Raw genomic sequence first — 15349 nt, 5'->3', positions numbered from 1 at the left:
AGCTAAGAACTGCAGGGGGCGTAACTGTGCAAATACTGTATCGCGCAGCCATAAAGCACAGTGCCTATTAATGCCCCCATATTTTATCGACTCAGTATTTTAATCAGTTCACCGTGCTGTGGAAACTGAGCGATGAGTTGGCTAGTTTCGCCTAATTGCATATCTGAGTATTCAAAGCTAGGAGCCACAGCTTCACCAATCAGACCATAACCATAGTCGCCATTAGTCGGAATTTTTGACGCTTTCCATGTCCCACCTTTTACTGCCATTTGCATAACTTGACCTTTAGTGGGATCGGAGCCCATAACGACGGTTTGTAAACGTCCATCGGGCTGTATTAGGTAATACGTTATAGGGTCACCTGCATGAAAGTAGTGCATGATGTCGCTTTGATTCATATGAAAATGGCCAATTGGTGATTCGGCACTAAGCAAATAATAGATAGAAGTCATAGTGGCTCGCTGACCAATTTCAGTGACAATTTTAGGCCTATGGTCTGCTTTAAAGGTTTGGCGGTAATACCCACCTTCTACATGCCCTTCTAGCTTTAACGCGTCGACCAACTCTTGCGTAGTGAGCTTTCTAGCATTTACCGTTCTAGCAACTTTCTCAACTGAGTCACTAGATACCTGCTTGTTGGCCAGACGAGTAGAATCAACATCATAGGGCATAGTAGTTTTCATGGTCTGCCAATTGGCCACTATGGTATCAACCACTTTACTGCCTACAGTGTACGCAGATTCTAGTGCAGATTGCATTCCCACATAGCCTTGCTTTTGTACTTTTATATTTTCTGCGGCTGTTAAGGCATCCTGAGGATGACTATAATTACTAGCGGTTCGTACCACCATGTAACGATTCTTATCTACTTTTCCAGCAGCGTGTAAATATTGTAAAGCCTGATATGTACCAGTATCTTCCATGCCCGAAGTGACAAAATCCCCCTTGCCATTCGTCCAATAAGACACCCAATCGTTAGCCCAATTAGTTAAAAGTTTACCATGCCAATAAGTAGATGCGGCTAAGTGCTCCCCCTTTAACACAAAAGGGGCTTTTTGCGCGTTGGGGTAATTGACGTATTGTTGCCTAAACGCTTTCATCTCTGGGTAATCAGTTAAGGTTAGGTCTTTAGTTAAATCATAAGCCCAATCTGCTAAGTCTGGATTAATTTTATAGACTTCTCCATTGATATTTTCAGCTACCGGCCCGGCTGGGGTAGTAAAGTCTGGTCTGGTAGAAAATAGCGGAAAATAGCCGGTCTCCCAATCTGTTGGAATTTCACGGGCATCAATCTCATGAGATAAATCTCCATCTACCAGCCAAGTAGCCCATACAGCAGAACCGATAGAACCATTGGCAGGATCAATACCAGCAATACCAGCGACTAACCAATAAGCATGAGTTAAGTCAAACCTAGGATCTAATCCTAAAGCCATAGTCGCGGCTGTTGCACGAGCAATCCCCATCCCCGTCACAACACCAAGCACACCCGTTTCAGGATTAAAATACAAATCATGATGGCCATGCACCAAATCAAATTTAGTGTCTAGTTTTTGCCCAGCTTTCCACATTTGGAATTCGCCTATGGCGCATCACCTTCATCTTCCCCAATTTCAAACATGGTGACCACCACCACTTTCACTTCAATTGGTTTGCCAAGTTGAGTAGAAGCCACAACATCACTGCTGTTTACTTCTTTTTCGGCAGAACAACCGATTATTATGCTTATGGCAACACCTAACATTAACACTCGTACTAATCTCAACATTTTTGTGCCTTATCTAAAAATAATGAATAATTGTAGAATAAAAAAACGAGGTATGAATCCCATACCTCGTTTTGTCGGTTACTGACCGCAGAAACTTAGAACTTATAGTTTATAGTCGCTTGGTAATGACGTGGTAATTCAGGTAATACTACCGAGCTACCAAATAAGTCTGGGAAGTTAGATCGGAAATATGTTTCGTCAGTTAAGTTTTTAACATTCAAACTTGCCGACCACGTATCGGCTTCATATCTAAGACCCGCGTTAACTAATGTATATGCTGGAAGCAATACCGATTGCGAATAACCAGAATAAGTCGAGTCTACGTCAATGATACTAGCGCTGGCGATAATGCCATTTTGAAAATTGTAGGTACCAGTTAACGTGTAAATATTCTCAGGTATACCTGCTTTCAGCCCTTCAGGATTATTAGTCGCTGTAGCGTTACCTATCACTACACCACCAAACACAAGTGATGGATCGACCAAAGGCATATCTTCGGCACCGAAGAAACCAAACTGTGCCCCATCTTCTATAGCTGTTAAATTTTTCACTTTGACATTAGTGTAGCCAGCAGTCACAACCAGAGCATCGTTTACTACCCAGCGTAACTCAAGCTCAGTACCTGTAGTTTCTGTAACATTATTAAGTGTCGTTGATTGGGCTTTGGTATCGGTTCGCTCTTGTTCATAATTGGCAATCGCAAAATACAAAGTGTCATCGATAAAGGAGCCCTTCACACCGTATTCAAACAAGGTAGATTTGTCGAAAACATTACCGTTAAACACCGAACCTGCTTTTAGTTCAGCACCTTGACCAGCAATAATAGTAGACTGCTCAGCGGCTGTAATATACGGAATTAAGCCAGATTCAAACTTGTATGAAATACTCGTATTCCAAGAAACACCGTTCACTTCATCTTCAGCACTGATTGGCATACTAATATTGCCATCGCCATCAAGGATATAAAGTCCGTCATCTGATACGCTAACCACGCCCGAGCCAAAATTACCTAACAGCAGTTTCTCTGGATCCGTATTACTTTCCATATCAAATGAATCGTATCGTGCACCTAATACAATGTTTAACCCCCAATCCCAGGTTAAATCAACCATGGCACCAAAACCTAGATCTAAGTAGTTACCTGCATACCATTCAGTGTAATCATCATCAATAGAGGTAGCCAACAAGCGTTTATCCAACGCACTTGAAGGCATGGTCAAATCACGACGGTCAAAATATTCGTTGGCCCAATCTTCACCATGCTCGAAATCAACATAACGTAACGAAGGAGAGATTTGTACTTGAGCTAACAGACTATCAACTTCATATTCTGTAGAAAACACAATTTTATCTTCAAATACCCAACTGTCGTGATACTGGGAAAACCCGTAAGCATTTTCATTCAAATTCTCGTATGCTTCATAGAACATTTGGTTTTTAATTTCCCAACCGCTGTCGGTGTAATAAAAAACATCAAAGTAAAAGGTTTCAACAGTGTTCAATAATTGATCTTCTGGAGCCACAGTAACCTGACTTGTACGCAAGGTAGTTGTGCCGACATTTTCTAGTGCCATTTTCTCAGGAATAAGATCTGCCGTGGTTTCCCGCATAGGCACTTGCCAAATAAATGGATTGATATTTACCGCGAAGTACTCCTGATGAGATATTAAACCATCACCGCTTGTATCTAATGGCTGTGCTGTACCTGTGATGTATGTGCCATTATCCACTAAATCTTGCGTTAAACGGTTCCAACCAGCGACTTGGTTACCATCATAATCGTGATACATACCACCAAATTCAATCCGTAAGTCATCTGTAATATCCACATTGAATGAAGCTTGTAGAACGGTTTGATCAGTCCCAGTATTTTCATAGTAACTGCCAGAATTCTCTACTTCTCCATATAGGTAGAAACCCATTTCTTTATCGCCAATTTTACCGGGGCCCCCTAACTCGGCGGTCAGCACGCTTTTGTCCCAACTACCTGTAGTGTATGAAATAGCACCTTCATTTTTATCTAAATATTGACCGCCACTGGCGCGAGCAGATTTAGGATTAAAGTTCAAGTAACCGCCAATTTTTGCGGGACCATAAATAGGTGATGCAGGACCACGCACAATATCAATACGGCTCGATGCGCCGATGGGTGTCGGGTAGTTTCCTGGATTATCTAAGCGTTTCACCCCTCTAAAGTATGTTTCACCATGGTGTACCACGTACATCCAAAGAGCCCGCCACACCAAAGAATGATTGAGTAAAAACACCAAGGTGAAAACGCTACCAACTCATCAATATCAGTAACACTAAAACGCTCTAATTGTTCGTCACTTATAGTCGATGCCGAGCGTGGCGTCTCTAAAATGGACTTACCAAAACCAAATACCGCCTCGACATCTTGTCCAAGGCAAACTACCTAAAGATCCAGTAACTTCAATACGCTCTACATCTTTTGTTTCCGATTCTTGTGCTATTGCCTGACTAGGAATAGATATCGCTAAACCTAAGGCAACGGCCAAGGTAAGCGGATGTGTTTTGAATGTTCTTTGTGTCATGTTTAGTGTCTCCTGAGTCATCAATATTTAATACAAACAACTAACGATATAGTTGTTTTAAATGTTATGTTCACAACACTATTGCAGAATGAATGCCAAGTAACTGACTGACTGGTCAAGTTTATAAAAAAATTTATCCCTTTGTTATATATAGTTTTTTTATTACACCATTATTTTTTAGTAAAGACCCTTGCTTAGCCAACCTACATCTTACGCACCATTTTGAGCACTTTGCACCAAAAGATCCCTATATTTTAACGGTCTCTCTATAAATTACGGAAAAAGTCAACAGGCAACTAATAGGTAAATTAAAATAGCCAAACCACAAGGCTAGCCTTAAACACCGTGGTCAAAAACTTTCAGCAAATTACAGACGCTCTACTAAACGGTGTCTGAGAGTGGTAATTGAGAAGGCTTCATGATTAGAATGTAACTACTAAGTAGTGGCAAAGAATGATGTGCTCACGTTCAATTGATGAGAATTTGGAATAAGGACAAATTTTTCATCAGGATAACCTTTATGCGCTTCGTCTGTTTACATAATGGCGACTATTAATCAATATCCAGCGGCTAAATAGAGGCGTACTTGACAACATGAATAATGCAAACCGATCGGTCAAGTAATTTTTAGATAGTAGTTTTGTATATCTGCTGATGACATAAAGTAATAGAAAGGTATCACCCCAATGACGCCTAATTTTCTAATAGACTTGTTGCTAAATTTATTTTTGAGCAAGCAAATGTTTAGATCATAATACATGAATTTGTTTAGCTATTGGCTACATCACCAAGCGCACCATTAGAATACATACTTTGTCATTGGCACCATAAGTGTGCAACAACACTAATATTTCGACCCTAACCGTTTTCAGGGTTATGTTAGTTATACAGCAATTCAAAGCAAAATTTACCACTACTTTTCCTGCGCTAAAAAGACTAAGTGAACAAAGCACATCTTAGCAGAACCGCTTACTCGACCCGTGTTGCAACCCGTCGCATGAGCAAGACTAAAGTAGTAAACTGGCAATATACGCATCCAATTTAGCTCCAACCACAAAAACCTGACCAAATGGACAAGTTATGGCTTGTTGTTTGCTTGGATAGGATCAATAATTGCTGGCATATATAAAGTGGCAAAGTGCAAATGAACAAAACAACTAGTATTTTACAACAACTGTTAACCCAACAAATAACGCAACAAAGAGGTGCAAGGTGATCACGTTTTTGTTAAATGACACAACGGTTAAACTGGAAACAGTCTCCCCACAACTAAATGTTTTACAATGGTTACGAAACCAAGAGTCGCTAACCGGTACTAAAGAAGGCTGCGGGACGGGTGACTGTGGCGCTTGTACCTTATTAGTAGGAGAAGTAAAGCAAGGGCAATGGCATTATAAAACAATGAATAGTTGTTTAATGCTGCTAGGTAACGCCCACGGCAAACACATTATTACGGTGGAGTTCTTAACTCAAACTAAACACCCTGAACTGTCAGACTTACACCCTGTGCAACGAGCCTTAGTAGAATGTCACGGTTCACAATGTGGATTCTGTACCCCAGGATTTGTGATGAGTTTACTGGCGCTTTATATCAATAATGATAGCTACCCAGGTAAGAAAGCAGTCATCCATGCTCTTGGTGGAAATTTATGCCGCTGCACAGGTTATCAACCTATTTTGAATGCAGCTGAAAAATGCTTTGACTACCCAAGAGTCGAAGAGCCTTGGTCAGAAATGGCACTACAGTTTGAAAAGGTACTGACATCAATAGATGCCATTCCTAGTTTACGACAGAACGACGAATCTTTTTTTGTACCGCAAAACCTCGAAGATTTACTAAACCTTAAAAATACCTACCCTACAGCAAAACTAGTGGCCGGCAGTACTGACTTGTCTATCGAAATTGGTCAACAATTTTTACACCCTGAGCAGATTATATCGGTACTGCAAGTTCCCGAACTTAGTCAGTTGATTGAAACGGAACAGACATTTGAAATAGGTGCAGCAGTCGCTTACGATAATTTTATCCAACGTTTTTGTGCTGAGTATCCAGAAAGCAAGGAGTTGTTCGAACGCTTAGGCTCATGCCAAATTCGAAATACTGGTACTTTGGGTGGCAGTATCGGCAATGCTTCTCCTATAGGCGACCCTGCCCCTTTGCTTATTGCCTTGAATGCGAAAATTGAAATTGCCAATTTAAATGAGCACAGAGTAATAGATTTACAAGACTTCTTTGTCAGCTATAAAAAAACTGTATTGCAGCCCAACGAAGTGATAACCAAAATTATTGTGCCTAAACGGAGCGAACAGCAAAAACTGGCGTGTCACAAAATATCTAAAAGAATTGAAGACGATATTTCTGCTGTTTGTTTAGCTGTGAATGTCACCCTTAAAGAAAACAGAATAATCAGCGCCCGCTGCGCCCTTGGAGGCATGGCCGCTATTCCAGCGCGAGCCACGGCATTAGAGCAAGCTCTTATAGGTAAATTTTGCGTAACACAAAGCTTTATTGAAGCGGCTAATACTATTGAAACTGATTTCACCCCGATGACAGATGTAAGAGCATCGGCTGAGTATCGACTCGATTCGGCTAAAAACCTTGTCACACGCATTGGCACCGAGTTTTCAACACCATCTGATGACACCGTACCGGTAAGGATCTATCATGCGGCACTTTGAACTAGACCAAACAAAAACTAAAAGTGGCTCTGATAATAGCGAAAAAACTGGCGCAATAGGTCAATCTATTCATCATGAAAGCGCCATAAAGCATGTATGCGGCAACGCTAATTATTTAGATGACAACCCCGTTCCAACTAATTGTTTATACGGCTACCCTGTTGTGTCGAGCATAGCGTCTGGCTCTATAACAGATATTGACGTGTCCGCAGCACAACAATTGCCCGGCATAATTCGAATTTTAAGCCATCAAGATATTCCAGGTAAAAAGGATATTGGGCCAGTATTCCCGGGAGATACCTTATTAGCCATCGACCAAATCGAATATCATAGTCAGCCTATTTTATTGGTGGTCGCCACAAGCTATGAATTAGCCAGAAAAGCAGCCAGCTTAATTGAAATTAGTTACAGCGAAACCACCCCTGTATTAGATATTCACCAAGCGATAGAAAACAAATCTTGGGTTAGACCTCCGCATTCTTTAAACAAAGGTGATACAGATACAGCCTTGGCAAATTCTGCTCATACTCTTGACGGAGAATTGCACATTGGTGGCCAAGAACATTTCTACCTAGAAGGGCAAGTGGCTTTAGCCCAGCCCAACCAAGACGGTGGCATGTGGGTGCAAACCTCTACCCAGCACCCTACCGAAGTACAACACTTGGTGGCAAAGGTACTCAATCAACCATTTAACTATGCCACGGTCGAAACCCGTCGTATGGGCGGTGCTTTCGGTGGCAAAGAAACTCAAGCAGCACCTTGGGCCTGTCTAGCGGCCCTAGCCTGTTACCACACAAACAAAGCAGTTAAAATTAGATTGTCTCGTAGCGATGACTTTACATTAACTGGCAAACGCCATCCTTTCTTTAATACTTACCAAGTGGGCTTTAATGAACTTGGACAGGTTAAAGGGGTTAACATGAAAATTAATGGTAACTGTGGTTACTCACCAGATTTGTCTGATGCCATTGTCGATCGCGCCATGTTTCATGCTGACAATGCATATTTTTATCCCCATGCAAAAATTACCGGAAATCGCTGTAAAACCAACACTGTCAGTCATACTGCCTTTAGGGGGTTCGGTGGACCCCAAGGTTTGATTATGGCTGAATTGATGATGGATAACATTGCCTACCACTTAGGTAAAGATCCCCTTGAAATAAGAAAGCTTAATTTATACAAACCTGGACGAGATATCACACCTTATCACCAAAAAGTTGAGCAGCACGTGTTGCTTGAGATGATTGAAAAAATTGAACGCTCAGCCGATTACCATCAACGAAAAGCAGCCATTAAAGCCTTTAACCAACAGTCTCCTATTATCAAAAAAGGACTGGGAGTTTCCACGGTTAAATTCGGTATTTCATTTACTGTGCAACATCTTAATCAAGCCGGAGCATTACTGAATATTTACTCTGACGGATCTTTGCATATTAACCATGGCGGTACCGAAATGGGTCAGGGATTAAACACCAAAATTGCACAAATTGTCGCACAAGGAATGGGGATAGATGTAAAACATGTAGGGATAACAGCCACCAGAACCGATAAAGTACCCAACACTTCGCCTACCGCGGCATCTAGCGGTACTGACTTAAACGGCATGGCGGCATTAAACGCAGTCAAGACGATCAAGCAACGCTTAATCGACTTTGCCGCTAGTCATTTTTCTGTGGCCGCCGACTCGATTCAGTTTGAAAATGACTTAGTGACTCACGAAAAAGGTTCGTTAAGCTTTGCCGACTTAGTCGGGCTAGCTTATTTAAATCGAATATCTTTATCGACTACTGGTTATTACGCCACCCCCAAGATCCATTACAACCGTGATACAGCCCAAGGCCATCCGTTTTTCTACTATGCAAATGGTGTAGCAATCAGTGAAGTAGAGATTGATACTCTTACCGGCGAAAATGCCGTCATCAGAACGGATATATTACATGATGTAGGTAACTCCATTAATCCAGCCTTAGATATTGGTCAAATCGAAGGGGCATTTATTCAAGGTATGGGTTGGTTAACCACTGAAGATTTGCAATGGAACGAACAAGGTAAACTAACCAGTTTTGGCCCGGCAACCTATAAGATCCCAGCGATTGGCGACACTCCCTCGACGTTAAATGTAGAGCTGTTTAACTCTGAAAATCCAGAGACCACTGTATTTAGATCTAAAGCAGTTGGCGAGCCACCTTTTATGCATGGCATAAGTGTGTGGTGCGCCCTAAGAAACGCCATCGCCAGTATCAACGACGAACAATTTTGCCCTAACCTAAACACGCCCGCTACCCCCGAACGTGTGTTGAATGCGGTAAATGAAGCAAAATGTTGGCAACAGCAACCACTGACACCAAGCGGTGAAAAAAATGCTTAATCAGTCTACTACAGGTTTTCATCAATTAAGTTGGGCACAAGCCGCTGCACACTTAGACAGCCAACAAATAGATTACGTCATAGTCACTGTTATCAAAACGCTAGGCTCTGTGCCCCGCGCTTCAGGTACCAAAATGTTGGTGAGTTTAACCGATATATACGACACTATTGGTGGTGGCCACCTTGAGTATAAAGCCATCAAAAAAGCCCGTGAATTGCTAGGTCAAACAAATAGCGAACCTTTTATTGAACAATTCAAACTTGGCGCAAATTTAGGTCAGTGCTGTGGCGGTCAAGCAACCGTGTTATTTGAAGTGATGCACAGTCATAGCCTAAAGCTAGATGTTTATGGCGCAGGCCATGTAGCCCAAGCGTTAATGCCAATTATTCAGCACCTACCCGTGCAAATTCGCTGGATTGATAGCCGTAAAGAAGTGTTTCCTGCTAAGGTTGACCCCAGAATTACTGTGGTGGTGGATGAAGATCCCACTGAGCAAGCGAAGTTGGCCGACGCCAACACAGCATCATTAATTTTGACCCATAATCACCAGCTAGATTTTGCTCTGGTGCAAACTATTTTAACACGCAACGATGCGTTGTGGCTGGGTGTGATTGGCTCCGAAACCAAGGCCAAACGATTTGCTTATAAATTGTCTCATCGAGATTTTAGTCCCGAGCAAATTAAGCAAATGATTTGTCCTGTAGGCTTGCCACAAATACAAGGTAAATTACCTATGGAAGTAGCAGTGTCTATTGCTGGGCAATTGATTAGCCTTTATCAATCTTGGAGCAAACAACAAAAATCAGATCATAACCCAGTGGAAAAAGCTGAGTTATCTGCAACAACACCTAATATGGAAACCACTGAATGACCTTATCAAAGTTAAATAATGCTGAGCCAGATCAGGCCTATTTATTGTTCGAAAGTTGCTGTTGTGCGCCAAATTGGGTCAAGCAAATGGTGCAAAGTCGCCCATTCAGTGATGCGCAAAGTCTGTTTAACCAAGCGCAAACCGTTTGGGATAGTTTACAAGACAGCGACTTTTTAGCGGCATTTGAAGGGCACCCGCAAATTGGTGACTTATCCACATTACAAAAGAAATATGCTTCTACCAGTGATACCGCAGGCCACGAACAAGCCGGTATGTCTGTGGCTAAGCAAGACGTATTGCAACAAATGGCTGACTTGAATAAAGAATATTTGTCACGTTTTGGCTTTATATTTATCGTTTGTGCCTCAGGCAAAAGTGCTGAACAAATGCTAGAGCTCATTCAAAGCCGTATAAACAATCCACCAGAGGTTGAGCTACAAGTCGCCGCCCAAGAACAAGCTAAAATCACCCAAATACGATTAGAGAAATTATTATGAGTCGATCACCTATTACTACCCATGTGTTAGACACATCTAGCGGTATACCCGCCAAAGATATCGCTATCACTCTATCTAAATTTATCGGCGGAGCTTGGCTAGAAATTGGCACAGGCACTACTAATAACGATGGTCGAGTAACAGAGTGGCAAGCAATCAATGATCGAAAGATTGATATCGAGCATGGCACCTATAAATTAGTATTTAATTTAGCTCAGTATTTTGAAAAACAAGACTTAAAAGTCTTCTATCCATCAGCAGAAATTACCTTTTGCTTAAGTGATGACCGTCATCACCATATTCCCCTACTTTTATCCCAACACGGTTATTCAACCTACAGAGGCAGCTAAAGTTGAAATCAGTTAACACTATTTTTTGTGCAGATATTCTGGACTTTATTGATGATCCTGCTGTAGCGGGAGACAAGGCCCATCGCTATTTTAAACAAGGCGCCTTGGTAGTTGAAAATGGCCGCGTAGCTAAGCTAGGTTACGAAAAAGACATTATGGCAGAACTGTCTAGCCAAGATACGTTAGCGCAATACCACGTTAGGCGTTACGACAACCAAATTATTATGCCTGGAATGATCGACACACACATTCATTTGCCACAAATAGAAATGATCGGTGCCTATGGTGAACAACTGTTAACTTGGTTAACTGAGTATGCTTTCCCAACCGAAGAGAAGTTTTCTGACGAGGAATACGCAAGTGGTATTTCAAATATCTTTTTAGACGAGCTACTAAAAAATGGTACCACCACAGCGTTAGTATTTTGTACTGTGCATCCTCAGTCTGTGAATGCTTTTTTCACAGCAGCGCAACAACGTCACCTGCGCATGATTGCCGGTAAGGTGATGATGGATACTAACTGCCCTGATGAACTTTCTGATACCCCCTCTTCAAGCTACCAAGATTCTAAGCTCCTGATCGAAAAATGGCATAATACTGACCGCCTGCACTACGCCGTTACACCTAGGTTTGCCCCCACTTCTAGCCCTGAACAATTAGTGCAGTGTCAAAAACTACTAGAAGAATACCCAGACGTCTACTTGCATACCCACCTTGCGGAGAATCACAACGAATGTGAATGGGTAAAAAGTCTTTATCCTGAAGCGACTGATTATCTAGGTGTGTATGAAAACTCTGGGTTAGTCAGAAAACGTTCGGTTTTTGCCCACGGAATTCATTTGTCAGAAAGAGAACTCGATTGTCTAGCTCACCATCAAGGGGCTATTTCCCACTGCCCTACCTCAAATCTATTTTTAGGTTCTGGGTTGTTTAATTTAAAAGCCTGCGAACAGCATAAAGTAAATGTAGGTATGGGTACTGATGTTGGCGCAGGCACCAGTTTTTCACTGCTGCAAACAGCCAGCGAAGCCTATAAGATACAGCAACTTAGAGATGAAAAATTCTCTGCATTTAAGGGCTTGTATCTTGCCACCTTAGGCGGGGCTAGAGCCTTAGATTTAGAAGGCACAATTGGTAATTTTAACCAAGGCTGTGAAGCTGATTTTATTGTTATCGACAATAATGCTACGCCATTTTTAAATTTTAGACTGTCTCACACCAAAACCTTACACGAGAAGCTATTTACCCTGATGATGTTAGGTGATGACCGTTGTATAAAAGAGACCTTCATTTTAGGTCAAAGTGTTTATCAAAGAGATCTACCTTGTGACTCAAACCAAGTTGAGGAGTGCTGCTGATGGAAGCCTATTTATATGAACTAGTCCATTTGATTTTACGTTATTTTCATGTCATCGCAGGTATCGCTTGGATAGGTGCTTCATTCTATTTTGCTTGGTTAGACAATAACCTTGAAACACCACCTAAATGGAAACAAGATAAAGGCATTAAGGGCGACCTTTGGGCAATCCATGGTGGTGGTTTTTATGAAGTAGCCAAATACCAAGTCGGTCCTGAAAAAATGCCAAAAAATCTACACTGGTTTAAGTGGGAAGCTTACACCACATGGCTAACCGGTATTTTACTATTCACTTTACTGTACTACGTTGGAGCCGATGCTTATTTACTGGACGCCAATAAAACCAGTCTGGATAGCGTAACAGCCATCATTGGCTCTTTTGCTAGTATCGCAGTTGGCTATCTGGTTTATCGGCTACTTTGTAATAGCCCAATTGTTGATAACGGGCGATTATTTATCGCAGTTTGTATAGGCCTCATAGGCCTGTATGCTTGGGGATTAGATCAACTGTTTGCAGATAGAGCAGTATACATTCATGTTGGTGCGTTGATCGGTACCTGTATGGCCGGTAATGTTTATCATGTGATCATGCCAAGCCAAAGGTATATGGTAGCCGAAGTAGAAGCTGGACGTATTCCCGATTCTGCCCCAGGCTTAAAAGCCAAGCTTTGCTCCATTCACAATAACTACGCTACCTTGCCTATTATCTTTATCATGCTAAGTAATCATTTTGCTTATACCTATAGTCATGATTTTGGTTGGTTAATTTTAGTGGCGCTGTTCGCCATAGGAATGTGGATCAGGCACTACTTCAACCTAAAACATGTAGGTATCAATAAGCCTTCTGTATTAATCAGTGGAATAGCTGCATTTTTAGTGATGATGTTAACTATTGCTCCTTGGCATCTAGTAGCAGACAAACCCGAAGACAGCGCCAGTACCGAGCAAGCGCCAGTAGTGACCGATGCCCAAGCTCGAATATTATCATTGCACACTGTACTTCTTGTCATAGCCAAGCGCCCACTTCAACAATGTTCTCCATAGCACCTGCAGGCATGATGCTCGACAACATGCAGCAAGTAAAACAACATCTAGATAAAATCATGACCCGAGCAGTGATCAATAAAGACATGCCACTAGGCAACCTAACCCAAATGACGGACGAACAACGTGTCATCTTAGGTCGTTGGCTAAATCAAGTTAATAAGGAAGATTGAACCATGACTACCCCAAAAAATAATCCTTCCTTAGGGCAAGACACCTACAAAAACTACCCACGTGATTTAGTGGGTTATGGCGCGAATCCCCCCACCCTAAATGGCCAAACAAAGCAAGAATAGCCCTGCAGTTTGTGTTGAATTACGAAGAAGGTGGCGAAAACTGTGTGTTACATGGCGACCAGCAAGCAGAGACGTTTTTATCAGAAATAATCACTGCACCTCAGGTAGAAGATCGTCATATTAGTATGGAGTCAATCTACGAATATGGCAGCCGAGCTGGGGTATGGCGTATTCTTAAATTGTTTGCAAAACACGACATTAAAATCACCGTTTTTGCAGTGGCCATGGCCTTAAAGCGTTACCCAGAAATAGCCACAGCGTTTACCCAAGCAGATCACGAAATCTGTAGCCACGGATTACGATGGATCAACTATCAGCACATCGACATTGATACTGAGCGCGAACACATGCACCAGGCCATCGCTATTATCCAAGAGATCACAGGGCAAAGGCCTCTAGGCTGGTATACCGGTCGCACGAGTCCAAATACGGCACAGTTAGTTGCTGAAGAAGGTGGATTTTTATATGACGCTGACGATTACAGCGACGACCTCCCTTTTTCAAAAAAGTCGGCGACAAAAGCCAACTCGTTGTACCTTACACACTAGATACCAATGATATGCGCTTTGCCGCTGTGCAAGGTTTTAACGCTGGTGACCAATTTTTTAATTACCTAAAAGATGCTTTTGATGTGTTGTATAACGAAGGCGATCCAAGCACAGACAATAGCCCTAAAATGATGTCGATTGGTTTACATTGCCGGATCATCGGTCGACTACAGGTAGGCTAAGAGCCCTAGAAAGATTTATCGAATACGCCAAGTCACATCAAGATGTGTGGTTTGCCCGTAGAATAGATATAGCTAAGCACTGGCACGCAAACTTTCCCCCGCTGAATAAGAGCTTAGCCATATTGTCGTGTAAAAAAGGAATAATAAAATTAATAATATGAGCATAACAACAAAGCAAAATAAAAAAGAACTCGTTCGCGAATTAAATAAACTCAATATTCTCAATGCGGCTGAAGAGTTGTTTTCTAAATTAGGCTACGACGGTGCCAGTATCAGCATGATCGCGCAAAAAGCTGACTTGCCCAAAGCCAACGTACACTACTATTTTAAAAATAAAGATAACCTATATGAGGCGGTATTGCAGCGGATCATCAGCAATTGGAACTTAGGGCTAGATGATGTAACTGTAGATGATGAACCAGCCAAAGTTTTGCACAAGTATATTAAAAATAAAGTCAAACTGGCCATCAATAAACCGCTACAGTCTCGATTATTTGCCTCTGAAATAATCCGAGGAGCGCCTTATTTAGCTGATTATCTAAGAAAAAATACTCGCCCTTGGGTAAGGGCTAAGTGCCAATTATTTCAAGACTGGATCGATGCCAATAAAATGGACAAGGTTGATCCGCATCATTTGTTATTTCTAATTTGGTCAACTACTCAATATTACGCCGATTACCAAGCAGAAGTATTGTTGGTACAAAACAAACTTGAATACGAAGAAAATGACGTTACGCAAATAACCCATTCAATCACTAGCATCATTTTAAAAGGCATTGGTTTAGCCATGCCAAAAAATGTAGAAGACCATCAATAAACAACCATAAGACACAG

The 15349-nt window shown here is 41.8% G+C and carries 9 protein-coding genes and 3 pseudogenes; 9 read left to right on the top strand and 3 right to left on the bottom strand.

The genetic code is table 11. From position 1 onward, the window contains the following. Window positions 1-83: 83 nt before the first annotated feature. The 3 genes and pseudogenes from RS130_RS15140 to RS130_RS15130 form a co-directional block, all read right to left on the bottom strand. Complete coding sequence (locus RS130_RS15140; RefSeq protein WP_316026612.1) at window positions 84-1571, bottom strand: cupin domain-containing protein; 1488 nt, start codon at window positions 1569-1571, stop codon at window positions 84-86. An 11-nt stretch (window positions 1572-1582) separates the two neighbouring features. Further along, a complete protein-coding gene (locus RS130_RS15135; protein ID WP_316026611.1) occupies window positions 1583-1768 on the bottom strand; it encodes a hypothetical protein in 186 nt (61 codons plus the stop codon). A gap of 95 nt (window positions 1769-1863) precedes the next feature. Then, window positions 1864-4323, bottom strand: a pseudogene (locus tag RS130_RS15130) (TonB-dependent siderophore receptor). Window positions 4324-5547: 1224 nt separating this feature from the next. On the opposite strand from RS130_RS15130, the gene xdhA reads away from it, so the two are divergent. The 9 genes and pseudogenes from xdhA (at window position 5548) to RS130_RS15085 (ending at window position 15332) form a co-directional block, all read left to right on the top strand. Continuing rightward, a complete protein-coding gene (gene xdhA, locus RS130_RS15125; RefSeq protein ID WP_316026610.1) occupies window positions 5548-7002 on the top strand; it encodes a xanthine dehydrogenase small subunit in 1455 nt (484 codons plus the stop codon). After that, the gene (xdhB, locus tag RS130_RS15120; RefSeq protein ID WP_316026609.1) at window positions 6989-9370 is read left to right on the top strand and encodes a xanthine dehydrogenase molybdopterin binding subunit; all 2382 of its coding nucleotides are present in this window, start codon (window positions 6989-6991) and stop codon (window positions 9368-9370) included. The genes xdhA and xdhB overlap by 14 nt, the downstream gene beginning before the upstream one ends. After that, on the top strand, window positions 9363-10241 hold the full coding sequence (gene xdhC, locus RS130_RS15115; protein WP_316026608.1) for a xanthine dehydrogenase accessory protein XdhC: 879 nt from the start codon (window positions 9363-9365) through the stop codon (window positions 10239-10241). The genes xdhB and xdhC overlap by 8 nt, the downstream gene beginning before the upstream one ends. Then, complete coding sequence (gene uraD / locus RS130_RS15110; RefSeq protein ID WP_316026607.1) at window positions 10238-10738, top strand: 2-oxo-4-hydroxy-4-carboxy-5-ureidoimidazoline decarboxylase; 501 nt, start codon at window positions 10238-10240, stop codon at window positions 10736-10738. Before xdhC ends, uraD begins: the two co-directional genes overlap by 4 nt. Next, window positions 10735-11088: a hydroxyisourate hydrolase gene (uraH, locus tag RS130_RS15105; RefSeq protein WP_316026606.1), complete on the top strand. Its 354-nt coding sequence runs from the start codon at window positions 10735-10737 to the stop codon at window positions 11086-11088. Before uraD ends, uraH begins: the two co-directional genes overlap by 4 nt. Window positions 11089-11090: 2 nt before the next feature. Further along, window positions 11091-12446: a guanine deaminase gene (gene guaD, locus RS130_RS15100; protein ID WP_316026605.1), complete on the top strand. Its 1356-nt coding sequence runs from the start codon at window positions 11091-11093 to the stop codon at window positions 12444-12446. Continuing rightward, window positions 12446-13662 (top strand): annotated as a pseudogene (locus tag RS130_RS15095) (urate hydroxylase PuuD). The gene guaD and the pseudogene RS130_RS15095 overlap by 1 nt, the downstream one beginning before the upstream one ends. A 3-nt stretch (window positions 13663-13665) precedes the next feature. After that, a pseudogene (gene puuE / locus RS130_RS15090) lies at window positions 13666-14676 on the top strand (allantoinase PuuE). After that, a complete protein-coding gene (locus RS130_RS15085; RefSeq protein ID WP_316026604.1) occupies window positions 14673-15332 on the top strand; it encodes a TetR/AcrR family transcriptional regulator in 660 nt (219 codons plus the stop codon). The pseudogene puuE and the gene RS130_RS15085 overlap by 4 nt, the downstream one beginning before the upstream one ends. Window positions 15333-15349 lie beyond the last annotated feature (17 nt).

This window comes from Paraglaciecola aquimarina (genome assembly GCF_032464635.1).
Classification (GTDB): Bacteria; Pseudomonadota; Gammaproteobacteria; order Enterobacterales; family Alteromonadaceae; genus Paraglaciecola; species Paraglaciecola aquimarina.
Note: the sequence above shows the minus strand (reverse complement) of the source record. Positions and strands in the feature narration are given on the sequence as shown.